This is a genomic window from Bordetella bronchiseptica (assembly GCF_900636925.1).
GTDB lineage: Bacteria > Pseudomonadota > Gammaproteobacteria > Burkholderiales > Burkholderiaceae_B > Bordetella > Bordetella pertussis.
Genome location: NZ_LR134326.1, coordinates 1,956,583 through 1,972,856 on the forward strand (window position 1 = coordinate 1,956,583; position 16,274 = coordinate 1,972,856).

20 protein-coding genes are annotated in these 16,274 nt (G+C 67.5%); 13 read left to right on the forward strand and 7 right to left on the reverse strand.

What is annotated here, in order from left to right; all coding sequences use genetic code 11:
* The first annotated feature begins 3 nt into the window (after positions 1-3).
* From infC to ptsP, 5 genes are all read left to right on the forward strand, one after another.
* Positions 4-549 (forward strand): translation initiation factor IF-3, encoded by a 546-nt coding sequence (infC, locus tag EL288_RS09130; protein WP_033446215.1) that lies wholly within the window; start codon positions 4-6, stop codon positions 547-549.
* Positions 550-685: 136 nt separating this feature from the next.
* Entirely contained in the window at positions 686-1,642 is a 957-nt protein-coding gene (gene gshB, locus EL288_RS09135) for a glutathione synthase (RefSeq protein WP_003812603.1), read from the forward strand.
* A gap of 10 nt (positions 1,643-1,652) precedes the next feature.
* Positions 1,653-2,051: a PTS sugar transporter subunit IIA gene (locus EL288_RS09140; protein ID WP_003812601.1), complete on the forward strand. Its 399-nt coding sequence runs from the start codon at positions 1,653-1,655 to the stop codon at positions 2,049-2,051.
* A gap of 115 nt (positions 2,052-2,166) precedes the next feature.
* Positions 2,167-2,436, forward strand: coding sequence for an HPr family phosphocarrier protein (locus tag EL288_RS09145; protein WP_003812598.1), 270 nt, complete (start codon positions 2,167-2,169; stop codon positions 2,434-2,436).
* Between the two features lie 121 nt (positions 2,437-2,557).
* A complete protein-coding gene (gene ptsP / locus EL288_RS09150) occupies positions 2,558-4,252 on the forward strand; it encodes a phosphoenolpyruvate--protein phosphotransferase (protein ID WP_003816751.1) in 1,695 nt (564 codons plus the stop codon).
* Between the two features lie 164 nt (positions 4,253-4,416).
* Here ptsP and EL288_RS24585 read toward each other — a convergent pair whose 3' ends face one another.
* Positions 4,417-4,641: a hypothetical protein gene (locus tag EL288_RS24585; protein ID WP_003812594.1), complete on the reverse strand. Its 225-nt coding sequence runs from the start codon at positions 4,639-4,641 to the stop codon at positions 4,417-4,419.
* Complete coding sequence (locus EL288_RS09160; RefSeq protein ID WP_003812593.1) at positions 4,638-5,063, reverse strand: OsmC family protein; 426 nt, start codon at positions 5,061-5,063, stop codon at positions 4,638-4,640. Before EL288_RS09160 ends, EL288_RS24585 begins: the two co-directional genes overlap by 4 nt.
* A gap of 174 nt (positions 5,064-5,237) precedes the next feature.
* Here EL288_RS09160 and lhpI point away from each other — a divergent pair, with 174 nt between their 5' ends.
* From lhpI to EL288_RS09190, 6 genes are all read left to right on the forward strand, one after another.
* Positions 5,238-6,188: a bifunctional Delta(1)-pyrroline-2-carboxylate/Delta(1)-piperideine-2-carboxylate reductase gene (gene lhpI, locus EL288_RS09165; RefSeq protein WP_003812590.1), complete on the forward strand. Its 951-nt coding sequence runs from the start codon at positions 5,238-5,240 to the stop codon at positions 6,186-6,188.
* A 41-nt stretch (positions 6,189-6,229) separates the two neighbouring features.
* On the forward strand, positions 6,230-7,390 hold the full coding sequence (locus EL288_RS09170) for an ABC transporter substrate-binding protein (RefSeq protein WP_003812588.1): 1,161 nt from the start codon (positions 6,230-6,232) through the stop codon (positions 7,388-7,390).
* 160 nt (positions 7,391-7,550) lie between these two features.
* A complete protein-coding gene (ehuB, locus tag EL288_RS09175) occupies positions 7,551-8,471 on the forward strand; it encodes an ectoine/hydroxyectoine ABC transporter substrate-binding protein EhuB (protein WP_015039638.1) in 921 nt (306 codons plus the stop codon).
* A 12-nt stretch (positions 8,472-8,483) separates the two neighbouring features.
* A complete protein-coding gene (gene ehuC / locus EL288_RS09180; protein ID WP_003812581.1) occupies positions 8,484-9,125 on the forward strand; it encodes an ectoine/hydroxyectoine ABC transporter permease subunit EhuC in 642 nt (213 codons plus the stop codon).
* A complete protein-coding gene (gene ehuD, locus EL288_RS09185) occupies positions 9,122-9,793 on the forward strand; it encodes an ectoine/hydroxyectoine ABC transporter permease subunit EhuD (protein ID WP_003812579.1) in 672 nt (223 codons plus the stop codon). Before ehuC ends, ehuD begins: the two co-directional genes overlap by 4 nt.
* On the forward strand, positions 9,790-10,560 hold the full coding sequence (locus EL288_RS09190; RefSeq protein ID WP_003812577.1) for an amino acid ABC transporter ATP-binding protein: 771 nt from the start codon (positions 9,790-9,792) through the stop codon (positions 10,558-10,560). The genes ehuD and EL288_RS09190 overlap by 4 nt, the downstream gene beginning before the upstream one ends.
* On the opposite strand, the gene dut is transcribed toward EL288_RS09190, so the two are convergent.
* The 3 genes from dut to EL288_RS09205 all read right to left on the reverse strand — a co-directional run bounded on the left by dut (position 10,557) and on the right by EL288_RS09205 (position 12,283).
* Positions 10,557-11,006 carry a dUTP diphosphatase gene (gene dut, locus EL288_RS09195; protein ID WP_003812576.1) on the reverse strand — a complete coding sequence of 150 codons (450 nt, stop codon included), beginning with the start codon at positions 11,004-11,006 and terminating at the stop codon, positions 10,557-10,559. The genes EL288_RS09190 and dut overlap by 4 nt on opposite strands.
* A 93-nt stretch (positions 11,007-11,099) precedes the next feature.
* Positions 11,100-11,600: a hypothetical protein gene (locus tag EL288_RS09200; protein WP_225665837.1), complete on the reverse strand. Its 501-nt coding sequence runs from the start codon at positions 11,598-11,600 to the stop codon at positions 11,100-11,102.
* A 44-nt stretch (positions 11,601-11,644) separates the two neighbouring features.
* Positions 11,645-12,283: a DedA family protein gene (locus tag EL288_RS09205; protein WP_010926396.1), complete on the reverse strand. Its 639-nt coding sequence runs from the start codon at positions 12,281-12,283 to the stop codon at positions 11,645-11,647.
* A gap of 108 nt (positions 12,284-12,391) precedes the next feature.
* Between EL288_RS09205 and EL288_RS09210 the strand changes: the two genes are divergently transcribed.
* A complete protein-coding gene (locus EL288_RS09210; RefSeq protein ID WP_033448174.1) occupies positions 12,392-13,426 on the forward strand; it encodes a metal-dependent hydrolase in 1,035 nt (344 codons plus the stop codon).
* Here EL288_RS09210 and EL288_RS09215 read toward each other — a convergent pair.
* On the reverse strand, positions 13,423-13,896 hold the full coding sequence (locus tag EL288_RS09215) for an Lrp/AsnC family transcriptional regulator (protein ID WP_033458434.1): 474 nt from the start codon (positions 13,894-13,896) through the stop codon (positions 13,423-13,425). The two genes, EL288_RS09210 and EL288_RS09215, sit on opposite strands and share 4 nt — an antisense overlap.
* A 140-nt stretch (positions 13,897-14,036) precedes the next feature.
* Here EL288_RS09215 and EL288_RS09220 point away from each other — a divergent pair, with 140 nt between their 5' ends.
* Entirely contained in the window at positions 14,037-14,996 is a 960-nt protein-coding gene (locus tag EL288_RS09220) for a hypothetical protein (RefSeq protein ID WP_374189745.1), read from the forward strand.
* Between the two features lies 1 nt (position 14,997).
* On the opposite strand, the gene coaBC is transcribed toward EL288_RS09220, so the two are convergent.
* Positions 14,998-16,206, reverse strand: a complete 1,209-nt coding sequence (gene coaBC / locus EL288_RS09225) for a bifunctional phosphopantothenoylcysteine decarboxylase/phosphopantothenate--cysteine ligase CoaBC (RefSeq protein ID WP_003812561.1) — start codon at positions 16,204-16,206, stop codon at positions 14,998-15,000.
* Between the last annotated feature and the right edge of the window lie 68 nt (positions 16,207-16,274).

The window sequence follows — 16,274 nt, forward strand, 5'->3', positions numbered from 1 at the left end:
AACATCGCCACTGAAAAAGCCATACGCATCAACGGTGAAATCCGCGTCCCCGAGGTGCGTCTGATAGGTCTGGACGGAGAACAGCTGGGCATCGTCAAGATTGCCGATGCGTTCCGTCTTTCCGAGCAAAGCGACGTGGACCTGGTCGAGATCGCGCCCAATGCCGATCCCCCGGTTTGCCGCTTGATGGATTACGGTAAGTTCAAGTACCAGGAACAGAAACGCCAGGCCGAGGCCCGGTCGAAGCAGAAGGTCATCCAGGTCAAGGAAGTCAAATTCCGCCCGGCGACCGACGAGGGCGACTACCAGGTCAAGCTGCGTAACCTGCGCCGCTTCCTCGAAGAGGGAGACAAGGCCAAGGTCACGCTGCGCTTCCGCGGCCGGGAAATGGCCCACCAGGAACTGGGCATGCGGGTGCTTGAGCGGGTGCGCGACGATCTGATCGAACTTGCCCAGGTCGAGGCGATGCCCAAGCTGGAAGGCCGTCAGATGGTCATGGTGCTTGCGCCGCGCAAGAAGGCCGTCGGCAAGCCCGACGCGGCAGGCTGATCCCATCCCCGGCCCGGTTGCCCATGAGGGGCGTCCGGGCCGGCTTGCGTGCGGCCCGTGCGGCCCCATCTTTCAAACTGCCTAGTCAATCCTGCCTGCGCGGGCTCGTGGCGCGGCGTACGTATCGGGTGCCGAGATGCACGTATTGTTCATTATCGATCCCTTGCCGCTGCTCAAGGCGTACAAGGACAGTTCCGTCGCCATGATGCAGGCGCTGCAGGCCCGGGGGCACACCCTGAGCGTTGCGCTGCAAGGCGATCTCTATATCGATGCGGGCGAGGTCAGGACGCGCTTTGCGCCCATCGCGCTGCGCGACGGCGCCGACCTCCATGGGCATGACTGGTGGCGCGAAACCGGCGCGGCCGACGAGGCGCCGCTGGCGCGCTTCGACGCGGTGGTGATGCGCAAGGATCCCCCGTTCGACATGGAATACGTGTATTCGACGCATCTGCTCGAGTACGCGCAGCAGCAGGGGGCCCGCGTGTTCAACAGCGGGGCGGCGATCCGCAATCATCCCGAGAAGCTGGCGATCACCGAGTTTCCCGATCTGACCACGCCTACGCTGGTCACGCGCGACATGGGGCGCATCAGGGCATTCCATGCCGCGCAGGGCGACGTCATCGTCAAGCCGCTGGACGGCATGGGCGGCACCGGGATCTTCCGCCTGCAGCGCAGCGAGCCCAACCTGAACGCGATCCTCGAAACCCTGACCGACAACGGTACGCGCACGATCATGGCGCAGCGCTATATCCCGGAGATCGTCAAGGGCGACAAGCGCATTCTGCTCATCGGCGGCGAGCCGGTGCCGTATTCGCTGGCGCGCATACCGCTGGCCGGCGAGACGCGCGGCAACCTGGCCGCCGGCGGGCGGGGCGTGGCCCAGCCGCTGTCCGAGCGCGACCTGCACCTGGCGCGCACGGTGGCTGACCGGCTGGCCGGCCGCGGGCTGCTGCTGGTGGGCCTGGACGTGATCGGCGACTACATTACCGAAGTCAATGTCACCAGCCCGACCTGTTTTGTCGAGATTACCGAACAGACGGGCTTCAACGTACCGGAGATGTTCGCCGTGGCGCTGGAAAGCGCCGCCGGCTGAACTTGCTGCTATGACTGGCATCGTTATCGTCGTGCACGCCCCGCTGGGCAGTGCCATGCGCGAGAGCGTCGCCCACGTGCTGGGCGACGCGACCGAAGCGCTGGCCGTGCACGATATCCATCCCGAGGATTTGCCCGACGACGCGGCGCCCCGGGTACTGGCGGATATCCTGCGCGTGGACCAGGGGCAGGGCGTGCTGGTCCTGACCGACCTGATCGGCGCCACGCCGGCCAATATCGCCAAGCGCGCCGTGGCCGATGCGCAGGCGCAGGGCATCCAGTGCTGTGTGCTGGCGGGATTGAATACGCCCATGCTGTTGCGGGCCCTGACTTATCGCAATCTTTCGCTGGCCGAGACGCGTGAAAAGGCGCTCGCGGGCGGCGTCCAGGGTTGCTTGCGTGTAGACTGACGGGCGAGAAAACGCCGAGAATGAATTGATGGCGCAGCAGTTCCGCCGTGCCGGGCCGGCAGTCCGACCCGGCGGGCACGGGATTGCGGCCGCCGCCATTGCCAGATCAGAACTTATGCCTAGCTCAGACATCGTCATTAGCAACAAACTCGGACTGCATGCCCGGGCCGCCGCCAAGCTGACGCAGCTGGCCAGCCGTTTCAGCAGCGAGATCTTCATTTCGCGTGGCGCGCAGCGCGTCAACGCCAAGAGCATCATGGGCGTGATGATGCTCGCCGCCGGGTTGGGGGTGACAGTCAAGCTGGAAGCCTCGGGCAGCGATGCCGACCAGGCGCTGTCCGAAATTCAAACTCTGTTCGACAATAAGTTCGGTGAGCAGGAATAGCAAAACCTCAGGTTCCGGCAGCCCGCCGTCGGCGCGGGCTGCATCGTCTACGCGCTCTTCCATCCCATCCCTTGCTCCTGATATCGCCGCCGGTCCGGTCGTCTGCCTGCACGGCAAAGGCGTGGCGCGCGGCTACGCGATCGGCCGTGCCGTGGTCATGGGTGCGGCGGCGCTCGAAGTCGCCCACTACCGTATCGCGCCCGAGGATGTCGCGGCCGAAAGCCAGCGGCTGACCGAGGCGCTGGCCAAGGCGCAGGCCGATCTGCTGCAGATGGCCGACACCCTGCCCGAGGACGCGCCGCGCGAACTGGGCGCCATGCTCAATGTGCACCGGCTGCTGCTGGGCGATCCCTTGCTGGCCGAGCAGGCCCTGGCGCTGATCGCCGAGCGGCACTACAACGCCGAGTGGGCGCTGACCGCGCAAGGGCAGATCCTGGGCCAGCAGTTCGAAGCCATGGAAGACGAATACCTGCGCGAGCGCGGCGGCGACGTGCGCCAGGTCATCGAACGGGCGCTGCACGTGCTGGCCGGCACCTCGGCCATGCTGCCCGATGGCGCCCAGCTCGATGGCGATGATCCGCTGGTGGTGGTGGCGCACGATATTTCTCCGGCCGACATGCTGCGGCTGCGCGGCGGGCGCTTCGCCGCCTTCGTGACCGACCTGGGCGGTCCGACCTCGCACACCGCGATCGTGGCGCGCAGCATGGGCGTGCCGGCGGTGGTCGCGCTGGGCAATGTGCGCGAACTGGTGCGCGACGGCGACATGCTGATCGTCGACGGCGCGGACGGCGTGGTGGTGCTCAACCCTTCGGCCCGCATCCTGGCCGAGTACCAGGCGCGCCAGCGGGTGTACGCCGACGAGCGCGCCGAGCTGGCGTTGCTGCGCGACGAGCCGGCTGTCACCCTGGATGGTATCGATATCGTGCTGCATGCCAACATCGAGCTGCCCGAGGAGGCCAGCCTGTCGTTGGCCTGCGGGGCTCATGGCATCGGCCTGTTCCGCAGCGAATTCCTGTTCATGGGCCGGCCCGACCTGCCCGGCGAGGAAGAACAGTACGAGGCCTATGCGTCGGTGGTGAAGGTGATGGCGGGCCGGCCGGTGACGATCCGCACGCTGGACATCGGCGCCGACAAGACGCTCGATGACGAGGCGACGGTCGCCACCAATCCGGCGCTGGGGCAGCGGGCCATCCGCTATTGCCTGGCGCGGCCCGAGATGTTCGCCACGCAGTTGCGCGCCATCCTGCGGGCTTCGGCCCATGGCCCGGTACGGGTATTGATTCCGATGATCGCGCACATGCACGAGGTACACGCCACCTACGCCGCGCTGGAGTCCGCCCGCCGCGAGCTCGATGCGCGCGGCCAGCCCTATGCGGCGCGCGTCGAGGTGGGGGCCATGGTCGAAATCCCGGCCATCGCGATCGCGATCGAACCGTTCGTCCAGGCGCTCGATTTCCTGTCCATCGGCACCAACGACCTGATCCAGTACACGCTGGCGATCGATCGCGGCGACCACGATGTGGCGGGCCTGTACGATCCCTTGCATCCGGCCGTGCTGCGCCTGGTGGCCAACACCATCAACGCGGGCGAGCGCGCCGGCAAGCCGGTGGCCGTATGCGGCGAGATGGCGGGCGATGCGCGGCTGACGCGTCTGTTGCTCGGGCTGGGGCTGACCGAATTCTCCATGCACCCGCAGCAGCTGCTCGACGTCAAGCGCGAGGTCCGGCGCGCCCATTCCAATGCCTTGCGGGTCAAGGTCGCCGCGGCGCTGAACCGCGCCCTGCCCATCGACCCCGATACGCTCGACGCGCTCTGACAGCGCGGTGGCACGGCAAAACGGCGCCTTGCGGCGCCGTTTTTTTCGTTGCGTTGCACAACGGGCAGGACTAAGATGAATCGCATGCGGTTTCTCAGCGCGCTTTTCTCAAGGAGAGAATCATGGGCGACGCGACACGCAGCAACGGTGAGCCGGCCACCTCTTCAGCCCGGCGCGCCACCCTGGTACCCATGCGGGGCGGCGGGTGGCGGCGAGTCAAGTCCGGCGCCGCCGGGTTTCTCGACGCAATCGGCGAAGTCCTGCATGCCATGGACGAGGGCCGGCGCCAGCATCCGGTGATTTCGGCGCATCGGCGCCAGTAGCGCCGGCTTGCGCCAGGCACGCGCGCTGGCGCCCGGCCTGCGGGCGCCGCGGGACGATGTCGTCATCCCTTGAGCGTGGCGTCCATGCTGATCCTGGCATTGAGCACTTTCGACACGGGGCAACCGGCCTTGGCCTTGGCGGCCGCGTCGGCGAAGCTGTCCTTCGTGGCGCCGGGCACGACCGCGTTCACGGTCAGGTGCACGGCGGTGATGGTGAAGCCGTCGTCGGTCTTGTCCAGCGTGACTTCGGCCGTGGTTTCGATGCTGTCGGCCTTCAGGCCTGCCTCGCCCAGGATATTGGACAACGCCATCGAAAAGCAGCCCGCGTGCGCGGCGCCCAGCAGCTCTTCAGGGTTGGTGCCCGGCTGGTCCGCGAAACGGGTATTGAAGCCATAGGGCTGGTTCTTCAGCGCGCCGCTCTGGCTGGAGATCGTGCCTTGCCCGGACTTGAGGTCGCCCTTCCAGACGGCGGATGCGGTTTTCTTCATGGGGACTCCTTGCGGTGAATAGGCGCGGCGGCGGCCGGGTGGCGGCGCGTCGCCGATGCGGGAACCCGGGGGCGGGTTCGCTTCATGATATCCCTCCAGGCATGGCCAAACTGTGTCCATGGGTACGCGCGTGGCGCCGGGCAGGGCGATAATGCAGGCTCTTCCGGAGGCCACATGCTGCAAATCGACGCTGAACACACCCGCCGCGCGCTGCGCTTCACGGCGGTCATCGATGCCCTGCGCGACGCCTTTCGCGGCGGCGTCCATGTGCCGCCGCGCCACGTCCATGCCATCGAGTCCGGCGGCGCGCAAGGCACGACGCTGATCATGCCGGCCTGGAACGACGCCGGCTATTTCGGCGTCAAGGTCATCAATATCTTTCCCGCCAACACCCACCAGGGGCTGCCCGGCCTGCATGCGACCTACACGCTGTACAGCGCCCGTACCGGGGTGCCGCTGGCGCAGGTCGACGGCGACGTCGTGACCGCCTATCGGACCGCCGGGGCGGCCGCGCTGGGCGCTTCGTACCTGGCCCGCGCCGACGCCAGGGTGCTGCTGATCCTGGGCTCCGGCCGGATCGCCGGACTGGTGGCGCCGGCGATGCGCGCCGTGCGCCCGATCGAGCGCGTATTGGTGTGGAACGTGCGGCCGGCCGGCGCGCAACGCCTGGCCGGCGAATTGCGCGAGCAGGGTTTCGACGCGCAGGCGGTCACCGACCTGCAGGCGGCGGTCGGGCAGGCCGACATCGTCAGCTGCGCCACCTTGTCCACCGAGCCGCTGGTGCGGGGCGAGTGGCTGCGGCCGGGCATGCACCTGGACCTGATCGGCAGCTTCACGCCCGAGATGAAGGAAACCGATCCGCAGTGTTTCGCCGGTACCTCCGTCTATGTGGATACCGATGAGGCGCCCACCAAGGCCGGCGACCTGCTCGAAGCCTTCGCGGCCGGCACGCTGGCGCGCACGCAGATCCGCGGCACCCTGGCCGACCTGGTGGCGGGCCGTGCGGCGGGCAGGCGCGATGCGGCCGAGATCACCGTGTTCAAGGCGGTGGGCAGCGCGCTGGAAGACCTGACGCTGGCCGCCCTGGTATACGAGGCGCGGCAGGGCGATGTTCAGGCACAATAAGGGCGATTTTTCTCTTTCTACTTTCCACGGGCTTTCGAACCATGTCCACTCTGCTCGCTCGCCTGGCCGTCCTGGCCACGGCCCTGGTCCCCGCGTTTGCCGCGCAAGCCGAAGTCGTCATCGGCGTTGACGTCTCCACGACCGGGCCGGCGGCGGCGATAGGCATCCAGACCAACAACGCGATCCGCCTGTGGCCGGCTACGCTGGGCGGCGAGCCGGCCCGCTACGTAGTGCTGGACGACGGCACCGACGTCAGCCGCGCGGTGAAGAACATGCGCAAGCTGACCTCCGAGGACAAGGTCGACGCCATTGTCGGTCCGAACACGACCGCGGCCGCGCTGGCGGGCCTGGATGTGCTGGCCGAGACCAGGACGCCGATGATCGCCCTGGCGGCGTCGGCGGTGATCGTCGAGCCCATGTCCGACCCCAAGCGCGCCTGGGCGTTCAAGATGCCGCAGAACGACTCCCTGATGGCGTCCGTGCTGGTGCAGGACATGAAAAAGAAGGGCGTGAAGACCGTGGCCTTCATCGGCTTTGCCGATTCGTATGGCGACAGCTGGTGGAAGGAGTTCTCGCAGGCGGCCGGCGACGACCTCAAGATCGTGGCGCAAGAGCGCTTCCAGCGTACCGACGCCTCGGTGGTGGGCCAGGTGCTCAAGGTGATCGCGGCCAAGCCGGATGCGGTGCTGATCGCCGGGGCCGGAACGCCTTCGGCGTTGCCGCAGAAGACCCTGCTCGAACGCGGCTACGCCGGCAAGGTGTATCAGACCCATGGCATCGGCACGCTGGAGTTCCTGCAAGTCGGCGGGCGCGACGTGGAAGGAACCCTCTTTCCCACCGGCCCGGGCGTGGTCGCGCGCGAGCTGCCCGACAGCAACCCGGTCAAGAAAGTGGCCGTGGAATTCGCCGACAAGTATGAGGCCCAATACGGCGCCAATACCTTGACCCAGTTTGCCGGCGACGCCTATGGCGCCTGGATCCTGCTCGATTCGGCGGTGGCGCGCGCGCTCAAGACCGGCGCCAAGCCCGGCACGCCCGAGTTCCGTGCCGCCTTGCGCGATGCGCTGGAGAATACGCGCGACCTTACCGTGCCCAATGGCGTGCTCAATATCAGCGCCGAGAATCACCAGGGTTTCGACGAGCGCGCGCGCGTCATGGGCGTGGTGCGCAACGGGCGTTTTTCGTACGCTGGCCAGCCGTAGGCGTTTCAGGATGTGACGCGCCGGTTTCCCTGGGCGCGGCAATGCGGGCAGGCCCAGGGCCTGCCTTTTTTGTCGTCAAATGATTCGTGATCAAATGATTTTATAGCGTACTATTCGGGACATATCTATTTCAATACCGAACTATTCAGGAGGAAAAACCATGCTCATGCGTCGTTTCAATTTCGTGAAATGGGGACTTCTGATGGTGGGAGCGGGCCTGCTGGCCGCGTGTTCGGATTCGGACTCGAGCGATCCCGGCGCCGCGCAGCAGCCGGCCGCGCAAAGCGCCAGCACGCTGGACGCCGCCAAGGCGGCGGGCAAGATCCGCATCGGCTACGCCAACGAGGCGCCTTATGCCTATATGGACAGCAAAGAGGCGCGCGTTACCGGCGAGTCGGTCGAGATCGCCCGGGTGGTGCTCAAGCGCATGGGTATCGACGAGGTCGAGGGCGTCCTGACCGAGTTCGGGTCGCTGATCCCGGGCCTGCAGGCCAAGCGGTTCGACATCATTGCCGCTGGCATGTATGTGACGCCCGAACGCTGCCAGCAGGTTGCGTTCTCCGACCCGACCTATGGCGTGGGGCAGGCTTTCCTGGTGCAGAAGGGCAACCCCAAGAATCTGCATAGCTACGCCGACGTGGCGAAGAACGGCGAGGCCAAGCTGGGCGTGGTCGTCGGGGCCATCGAGGCGGAATACGCGACCAAGCAGGAGATTCCGGCCGGGCAGGTGGTGGTGTTTCCGGACGCGGTCAGCGCGCTCTCGGGTATCGAGGCCGGACGCGCCGACGCCTATGCGGCGACCGCGCTGACCGTCAACGATCTGATGCACAAGACCAGCGCCGGCGACAAGCTGGAAAAGGCCGACCCTTTCACCGATCCCACGGTCGATGGCAAGAGCGTGCGCGGCTATGGCGCCTTCGCCTTCCGCAAGGATGACCAGGCGTTCGCCGACGCGTTCAACACCGAACTGAAGAAATTCGTGGGCAGCGACGAGCACCGCAAGCTGGTCGAGCCATTCGGCTTTACCGCCGGCGAGTTGCCGGGCGATGTGACCGCAGCCAAGTTGTGCGCCGCCCAGTAAGCGGGGACGGCGATGGACAACACCTGGTCCCTGCTGCCGCCCTTGCTGGACGGTCTGGCGGTCACCTTGCGGATTGCCGCCGGGGCGGCGGCGCTGGCGATTCCGCTGGCGCTGGCCGCCGGGCTGGCGCGGCTGTCCGCAAGCCCGTGGCTGCGGGCGCCGGCGGCGGTCTATGTGGAGGTGTTTCGCGGTACGTCGGCGCTGGTGCAGCTGTTCTGGTTCTATTTCGTGCTGCCGATGTTCGGCATGAAGCTGCCGGCCTTGCTGGTGGGAATCGTGGTGCTGGGCGCCAATGCCGGGGCCTATGGCGCCGAAGTGGTGCGCGGCGCCATCCTGGCCGTGCCGGCCGGGCAGCGCGAGGCGGCGGTGGCGCTGAACCTGACGCGCGCGCGGACGATATGGCGCATCATCCTGCCGCAAGCGGTGCCGGCCATGCTGCCGCCCACCGGCAACCTGCTGATCGAACTGCTCAAGAACACGGCGCTGGTGTCGCTCATCACGATTACCGATCTGACGTTCAGGGGGCAGTTGCTGCGCAGCGAGACCTTGCGCACCACCGAAATCTTCACCCTGGTGCTGCTGCTGTATTTCGCGGTGGCGCTGGTGATCACAGGCGGGATCCGGATGCTTGAGCGGAGGTTCAAGGTCCGATGAGTCCGATTTTCGATTGGGGGTTCGCGCTCGAAATCCTGCCGATGCTCGGCTCGGCGCTGGTCATCACCGTGCAGGCGACCCTGCTGGGCATGCTGGTGGCCGTGACGCTCGGCCTGGCCCTGGCGCTGCTGCGCCGCTCGCCGTTCTGGCCGGTGTCGGCCCTGACGGCGCTGGTGATCGAGTTCGTGCGCAGCACGCCGCTGCTGGTGCAGATGTATTTCCTGTTCTACGTGCTGCCGGTCACCGGTTGGCAGATGTCGCCGCTGACCACCGGCATCCTGGCGCTGGGCCTGCACTATGCGGCCTATTGCGCCGAAGTCTACCGGGCGGGCATCGAAGCGGTGCCGCGCGGCCAGCACGAGGCCGCCACCGCATTGAACCTGTCGCGCTGGCGCACCGCGGTGGGCGTGGTGCTGCCGCAGGCCATTCCGCCCGTGGTGCCGGCGCTGGGCAACTACCTGGTGGCCATGTTCAAGGACACGCCGCTGCTGTCGGCCATTACGGTGGTCGAACTGCTGCAGCAGAGCAAGATCATCGGGTCGACCACGTTCCGGTATACCGAACCGTTGACGCTGGTGGGCGTGCTGTTCCTGTTGCTGAGCCTGGTCGCGGCCTGGGGGGTGCGGCGCCTGGAGGCGCGTCTGAAACTGTATGGAGGCAAGAGATGAGCGCAAGCATCCGTTTGGCGAAACTGTGCAAGCGGTACGGCGACCTGGACGTGCTGCGGGGCATAGACCTGGAAATTCCGGCCGGCCAGACCGTCTCGGTGATCGGGCCGTCCGGCTCCGGCAAATCGACCTTGCTGCGCCTGCTGATGACCCTGGACCGGCCGACCAGCGGCGCGATCGAGATCGATGGCGAATCCATGTGGCATGACGCGCAAGGGCGCGAAATGGGGCCCAACTCGGCCCATGTGCGCCGGGTGCGCGGCAAGATCGGCATGGTGTTCCAGCACTTCAACCTGTTTCCGCACAAGACCGCGCTGGGCAATGTGATCGAAGCGCCGCTGTACGTGCTGGGCCTGTCGCGCGACGAGGCGGTGGCGCGCGGCCGCGAGTACCTGGACATGGTGGGCCTGGGCGACAAGCTGGACGCCTATCCGGCGCAACTGTCGGGCGGCCAGAAGCAGCGCGTCGGTATTGCGCGGGCGCTGGCCATGTGCCCGGAGGTCATGCTGTTCGACGAGGTGACGTCGGCGCTCGATCCGGAACTGGTGGGCGGTATCCTGCAGATTCTGCGCGACCTGGCGGCCCGGCGCACCATGACGATGATCATCGTCACCCACCAGATGAAATTCGCCGAGCGCAGTTCGGACCGTACCCTGTTCTTCGACGAAGGCAATATCGTCGAGGACGCCGAGTCGGCCCAGTTGTTCGCCGCGCCGCGCGAGCCGCGCACGCAGCAGTTCCTGCAATCGGTGATCGAGGCCGCCTAGGCGCGGCCGGTGCTGCCGAAGCCGCCCGCGCCGCGCTCGGATGCGTCGAAGTCTTCCACGACGTTGAAGGCCACTTGCTGTACCGGCACGATCACCAGTTGCGCCAGGCGTTCCATGGGGTCGAGGGTGAACGGCTGCGTGCCGCGGTTCCACGTCGAAACCATCAACTGGCCCTGGTAGTCGGAGTCGATGAGGCCGACCAGGTTGCCCAGCACGATGCCGTGCTTGTGGCCCAGGCCCGAGCGCGGCAGGATCATGGCGGCATAGCGGGGGTCGCCGATGTGGATCGCCAGCCCGGTAGGCACCAGCACCGTCTGGCCGGGCTCGATCACCAGGCTTGCTTCGGTGCATGCGCGCAGGTCCAGCCCCGCCGAGCCCGGGGTGGCATAGGCGGGCAGGTATTCGCGCATGCGCGCATCGAGGATCTTCAGGTCTACGGATTTCATTCGGAACCAGGCAACAGGAGTGAAGCCGGCGCCCGCGGGGCGCCGGTATGGGACGGGAAAGCGCCAAGCGTACCAAATGCGGCCTGGCGCACGCTAGCCGCGGTGGTTCGGCCCCTTGGGCAGGGTGCTCAGGGGAGGCAGCTTGGGCAGTTGGCCGCGGCGTCCGGCCCGCAGGTTGCGAGCGCCCTTGAACAGCATCCAGGCGGCGATCGCCAGGAACAGCGCGGGCATCATCGTGTCGATATCGAGGCGGCCGCTGGTGAGCGCGGCCACGAAGAAGGACAGGGCGTTCCAGCCGGCGATCAGCGCGCCGATGGTGAGAAACAGCGCCATGCGGCGCGCCGATGCGCTGGCCGCCAGGGTGGGTGGGGGCGCGGCTTGTTCGGCGCCGCTGGCGGGCAGGGGGGCAGGGGCCGTGCGCTCGGGACGCTTGCCCCAGGTCAGCTCCGACAGCTTGCCGGCCACCCCGGATTGGGCCGCCGCCGCCGGCGCGCGTTGCGCCGGCAGTACCTGTCCGGGCGCGCCGCCGGTGCGGCTGAGCTCTTCGATGTAGCGCGCGAAATCGCCGTTCTTGGGTTCGCCGTCTATGGCCATGCTGCGGGATCTCCGGGTCGGTGAGGAGGGTCGGGCCGGGGCCGTCATGGGCGGCGGTTGGCGCGCGCCGGCTGGCGGCGCTTGCGCATGACGGCGACCAGCAGCCAGCAGCCGATCAGCACCGAGGCGCCCATGCCGGCGGCCAGGCCGATATGCGGTGCGTTGTCCATGGCGCCCAGGCCGCGCGCGGTAATGTAGCCGGGAGCCAGCATCAGCGGCAGCCAGGCGACGGCCGACAGCACGTTGGCCAGCTGGAAGCGCAGGTGGTGCATGCCCATGATGCCCGCCACCGTGGGAATGGTGGAGCGGATCGGCCCCAGGAAGCGGCCGATCAGTACCGAGGCGAAGCCATAGCGGTAGAAGAACAGGCGGGCGCGCGCCACCGCGCTGCGCTGGGTATTGAGCGGCCAGCGGCGCATGACGCCCGGGCCGAGCCAGCGGCCCAGCGCGTACGACACAGCGTCGCCCGCGATGGCGCCGGCGATGCCCCAGGCCAGCACGCCCCAGGGCGACAGCGTGCCGGCGCCGATCAGGCCGCCGGTCAGCAGCATCAGCGCCGTGGCGGGAATGAGCAGCCCCACCAGGACCATGGACTCGCCGAAGGTCAGCAGGAAAGTGATCGGACCGGCCCAATCCTGGTTGGCCTGGATGAAGTCGCCGATCCGGTCTATGTATGCTTGCATGCGGAAAACAAAACCGTCGATAAATCAATCTAGTATCTTAACGCCTGGCCGCGGCGCGCGCACGGCGCGATCGTGGATGTTTCAGGAATTGAGCAAAGAAGAAATTATATGGATTCAGTGACGCAGGTCGTGCTGGGAGCGGCCATCCAGGGGTCGATGCTGGGGCGCAGCCAGGGGCGCAAGGCCTTGTTGTACGGCGGCCTGCTGGGAACGCTGCCGGACCTGGACGTGCTGATGCGTTATCCCGACCCCGTGTCGCTGATGACCTACCATCGCGGATTCTCGCATTCCATCCTGGTGCTGACTGCGCTGGCCGCCGTCATGGCCTGGCTGATACGGCGCCGATGGCCCGATGCGCCCTATAGCGGCCGGCGCCTGTTCGCAACGCTGTTGCTGGTGCTGGTCACGCATCCGGTCCTCGACGCCTTTACCGTCTACGGCACGCAATTGTTCTGGCCCTTTCCCTTGGTGCCCGAAAGCTGGTCGGCGGTGTTCATCATCGATCCGGTCTATACCGTGCCCATGCTGGCTGCCGTGCTGGTGGCCGCATGGCGCGGCATGACACCGGCGACGTGCCGGGGGCTGGCGGCCACCGTGCTGTTCGGCGCGGCCTATCTGCTGGTGGCGCTGACCGGAAGGTTCCAGGCCGAAACCAGCGTGACGGCGGCGCTGCGCGAGCGCGGCGAACAGGTCGAGGCGGTGCTGGCCACGCCGATGCCCTTCAATACCCTGTTGTGGCGGGTCATCGCCAAGACTGGCGACGGCGCCTACTACGAGGCCGTCAGCGGCCGCTTCGATCGCCAACCGCCGGAAATGGCGCGCCTGCCCCTGCACACTGACGTCGGCCAGGCGCTGGCCGGCGTCCCGCTGCATGAGCGCCTGCGCTGGTTCACCAACGATTGGCTGCGCTACGACGCCCTGGGCGATGCGCTGGTCGTTACCGACCTGCGCATGGGAATCGCCGGCTACTACACGTTCCGTTTCGTGATGGCCGAGCGCGACGGCGACCGCTGGCGCGCGGTCACGCCGCGGCGCTGGCCCAGCGATCGCGGCAACTGGGAGCAGATGCGGCTGACCCTGGCGCGCATCGTCGGCAGCCAGCCCTTGCCCCTGGCCCGGTGGGCGCGCCAGGCGGAGAACTAGCGCGGCGCCGCGGGCACGGCGACGACGGGCTCGTCCTTGACGGTCTGCATCACGATGTGGGTGTAGAACGCCTGCACGTTGTCGTCCTGGTCGAACAGACGGTCGGCGAACGCCAGGTATTCGTCCATGTCGCGCATGTGCACGATCAGTACGCACGAGACCTCGCCGGTGACCATATAGCATTGGGTGACGGCGGGCTCGAGCGCGACCTGTTCCATGAAGCTGCGGCGGTATTCCGAGCCATGGCGGGCGAATTCCACGGTGACGATGGCCGAAAGCGGGCGCTCGACGCAGGCCGGGTCCAGCACGGCGACGATACGGCGGATGACGCCGCTTTCCTTCAACCGGGCCACGCGCCGCAGGCACGCCGAGGCCGACAGCCCGACGCGCTCGGCGAGCACGGCGTTGGAGATATCGGCGTCGCGCTGCAAAATCCCAAGAATACGGTGGTCTATGGCATCAAGTTGCATGGTTATGCAATTTTATTTTGCTGTTGTCCATATGATCGTTGATTCGGCTGCCTGCAGGCAATAAATCGCTGCCTCATTGTGTCGCATCCGGGCTATGCTGTCAGCTGTCATTTCCGTTCATTCAGCCCTGTTCATTCATCGTGCCATATCTGTCGGGTCTCATGCGGCGCAGCGGCCGCCTGTTCTTAACTTTGGTCAAGGTCATGCTGCCTGTCATGGTCGCCGTCCAGGCAGCGCAGGCGTGGGGCTGGATCGATATCCTGGGCCAGGCGTTCGCTCCGGCCATGGGTTTGCTGAATCTGCCCGCCGAGGCCGGCATGGTATGGATGACGGGCGCGTTCGTGGGGATCTACGGCGCCATCGCGGCGCTGATCAGCCTGGCGCCGGTGCTGGAGCTGACCGGCGGCCAGTTCAGCGCCCTGTGTTCCATGCTGCTGTTCGCCCATGCCCTGCCGGTGGAGCAGGCCATCGTGCGGCGCGCCGGCGCCAGTTTCTGGGCCACGGCGGCGCTGCGCGTGGGGGCGGCGCTGGGCTACGGCGCGGCGGTCTCGTGGTTCTGCCACGCCACTGGATGGCTCGATGAGCCGGTGTCGCTGCAATGGCTGCAATCATCCGCGCTGGCCGGCGAGCAGGCCGGCGGCATATGGGCCTGGGTGCGCGGCACCGCCATGTCGCTGTCGTTCACCTACCTCATCATCCTGGCGCTGCTGGTGGCGCTGGACGTCATGGAACGCACCGGCATTACCCGCGCCATCACGGTGGCGCTCACACCGGTGCTGCGCGTTTCGGGCCTGGACCCGCGCGTCACGCCGGTCACCATACTGGGCGTGCTGCTGGGGCTGTCCTACGGCGGCGCGCTCATCATCGAAGAGGCGGAGAAACAGCAACTGGAAGCCCGGCCGCGCTTTCTGGCGCTGGCCTGGCTGTCGCTGTCGCATTCGCTGATCGAGGATACGGTGCTCTTGATGGCGCTGGGCGCCAACGGCTGGATCGTGCTGGTCGGCCGCCTGCTGGTGACGCTGGTGGTCGTGGCCATCCTGGCACGGATGCTGGGCGGGGGCGGCGCGGCGCGCCGGCCCCTGGGCGCGCCGGCAGGCTGACTCAGGGCCTGGCCGGGGCGGGCAGGCGCGCAGCGATCTCGGCGATCAGGCGCCGCGCCGCATCCAGCTTGGCCGCGGCGGGCAGGGGGTGCACCCCGTGCTCGTCGAACAGCACCAGCTCGGTGGTGTCGGCATCCATGACCTTGTGCGCCAGGTTGCCCACCAAGAGCGGAATGCCCTTGCGCAGGCGCTTGGCTTCCGCATGCTCGGCCAGCTTTTCGGTTTCGGCCGCGAAACCCACGCACCAGGGCCCGCTCGCCAGCTTGGCGACCTCGGCCAGGATGTCCGGGTTGGGTTCGAATTCCAGCGCCGGCGCGCCGCCGCCTTCGGTGGTCTTCTTCAGCTTCTGCTCGCTGACGTTCTTGACGCGCCAGTCGGCCACGGCCGCCACGGCGACGAAGATGTCGGCGTCGTTGGCGTTGGCCATGACCGCGTCGTGCATTTGCCGCGCCGTGGTCACGTGCAGCGCCGTGACGCCGCGCGGAATGGCCAGCGCGGTGGCGCCGGTGATCAAGGTGACCCTGGCCCCCGCTTCGTGGGCGGCGCGCGCCAGGGCGTAGCCGGTCTTGCCGGACGAGCGGTTGCTCAGCACGCGCACCGGATCGACGGGTTCGGAGGTGGGGCCGGCCGTCAGCAGCACGTGGCGGCCCGCCAGCACCTTGGGCTGGAACGAAGCGATCAGGTCGGCGAGCAGTTCGTGGGCTTCCAGCATGCGGCCGGTGCCGGTTTCGCCACAGGCCTGTTCGCCGGCGGCCGGGCCCAGCACGGTAATGCCGTCGGCGCGCAACTGCGCCACATTGCGCTGGGTAGCCGGGTTGGCCCACATTTCACGGTTCATGGCGGGCGCCACCAGCAAGGGGCAGGCGCGCGCCAGGCACAGCGTCGAGAGCAGGTCGTCGGCCAGGCCGTGCGCCAGCTTGGCCATGAAGTCGGCGCTGGCGGGGGCGATCAGCACGGCGTCGGCGCCGCGCGTCAGGTCGATGTGCGCCATGTTGTTGTCGACGCGGGCATCCCAGGCGTCGACGAAAACCGGCCGGCCCGACAGCGCCTGCATGGTGACCGGCGTAATGAAGTGCGTGGCGGCCTCGGTCATGACGACATCGACGACCGCACCCTGTTCGGTCATGCGGCGCACCAGTTCGGCGATTTTGTAGCAGGCGATGCCGCCGGTCAGGCCGAGGACAATGCGTTTGCGGGCGAGATCGAGCATGGCGGGAAAAGGGCGCGGCGGCGCCGCCTGTCAAAGGGGTGGAGGAAAGGGCGGATGGACCGATTTTA

What these genes read in the sequence shown, in the direction of transcription:
- EL288_RS09160 (WP_003812593.1), bottom strand. Translation starts at nt 5,063, where the DNA reads ATGAAGAAAACCGCATCCGCCGTCTGGAAGGGCGACCTCAAGTCCGGG.
- EL288_RS09205 (WP_010926396.1), bottom strand. Translation starts at nt 12,283, where the DNA reads ATGCAAGCATACATAGACCGGATCGGCGACTTCATCCAGGCCAACCAG.
- EL288_RS09215 (WP_033458434.1), bottom strand. Translation starts at nt 13,896, where the DNA reads ATGCAACTTGATGCCATAGACCACCGTATTCTTGGGATTTTGCAGCGC.
- EL288_RS09200 (WP_225665837.1), bottom strand. Translation starts at nt 11,600, where the DNA reads ATGGCCATAGACGGCGAACCCAAGAACGGCGATTTCGCGCGCTACATC.
- EL288_RS24585 (WP_003812594.1), bottom strand. Translation starts at nt 4,641, where the DNA reads ATGACGACATCGTCCCGCGGCGCCCGCAGGCCGGGCGCCAGCGCGCGT.
- EL288_RS09145 (WP_003812598.1), top strand. Translation starts at nt 2,167, where the DNA reads ATGCCTAGCTCAGACATCGTCATTAGCAACAAACTCGGACTGCATGCC.
- dut (WP_003812576.1), bottom strand. Translation starts at nt 11,006, where the DNA reads ATGAAATCCGTAGACCTGAAGATCCTCGATGCGCGCATGCGCGAATAC.
- EL288_RS09210 (WP_033448174.1), top strand. Translation starts at nt 12,392, where the DNA reads ATGGATTCAGTGACGCAGGTCGTGCTGGGAGCGGCCATCCAGGGGTCG.
- ehuB (WP_015039638.1), top strand. Translation starts at nt 7,551, where the DNA reads ATGCTCATGCGTCGTTTCAATTTCGTGAAATGGGGACTTCTGATGGTG.
- lhpI (WP_003812590.1), top strand. Translation starts at nt 5,238, where the DNA reads ATGCTGCAAATCGACGCTGAACACACCCGCCGCGCGCTGCGCTTCACG.
- ehuD (WP_003812579.1), top strand. Translation starts at nt 9,122, where the DNA reads ATGAGTCCGATTTTCGATTGGGGGTTCGCGCTCGAAATCCTGCCGATG.
- gshB (WP_003812603.1), top strand. Translation starts at nt 686, where the DNA reads ATGCACGTATTGTTCATTATCGATCCCTTGCCGCTGCTCAAGGCGTAC.
- EL288_RS09190 (WP_003812577.1), top strand. Translation starts at nt 9,790, where the DNA reads ATGAGCGCAAGCATCCGTTTGGCGAAACTGTGCAAGCGGTACGGCGAC.
- ehuC (WP_003812581.1), top strand. Translation starts at nt 8,484, where the DNA reads ATGGACAACACCTGGTCCCTGCTGCCGCCCTTGCTGGACGGTCTGGCG.
- EL288_RS09140 (WP_003812601.1), top strand. Translation starts at nt 1,653, where the DNA reads ATGACTGGCATCGTTATCGTCGTGCACGCCCCGCTGGGCAGTGCCATG.
- EL288_RS09170 (WP_003812588.1), top strand. Translation starts at nt 6,230, where the DNA reads ATGTCCACTCTGCTCGCTCGCCTGGCCGTCCTGGCCACGGCCCTGGTC.
- coaBC (WP_003812561.1), bottom strand. Translation starts at nt 16,206, where the DNA reads ATGCTCGATCTCGCCCGCAAACGCATTGTCCTCGGCCTGACCGGCGGC.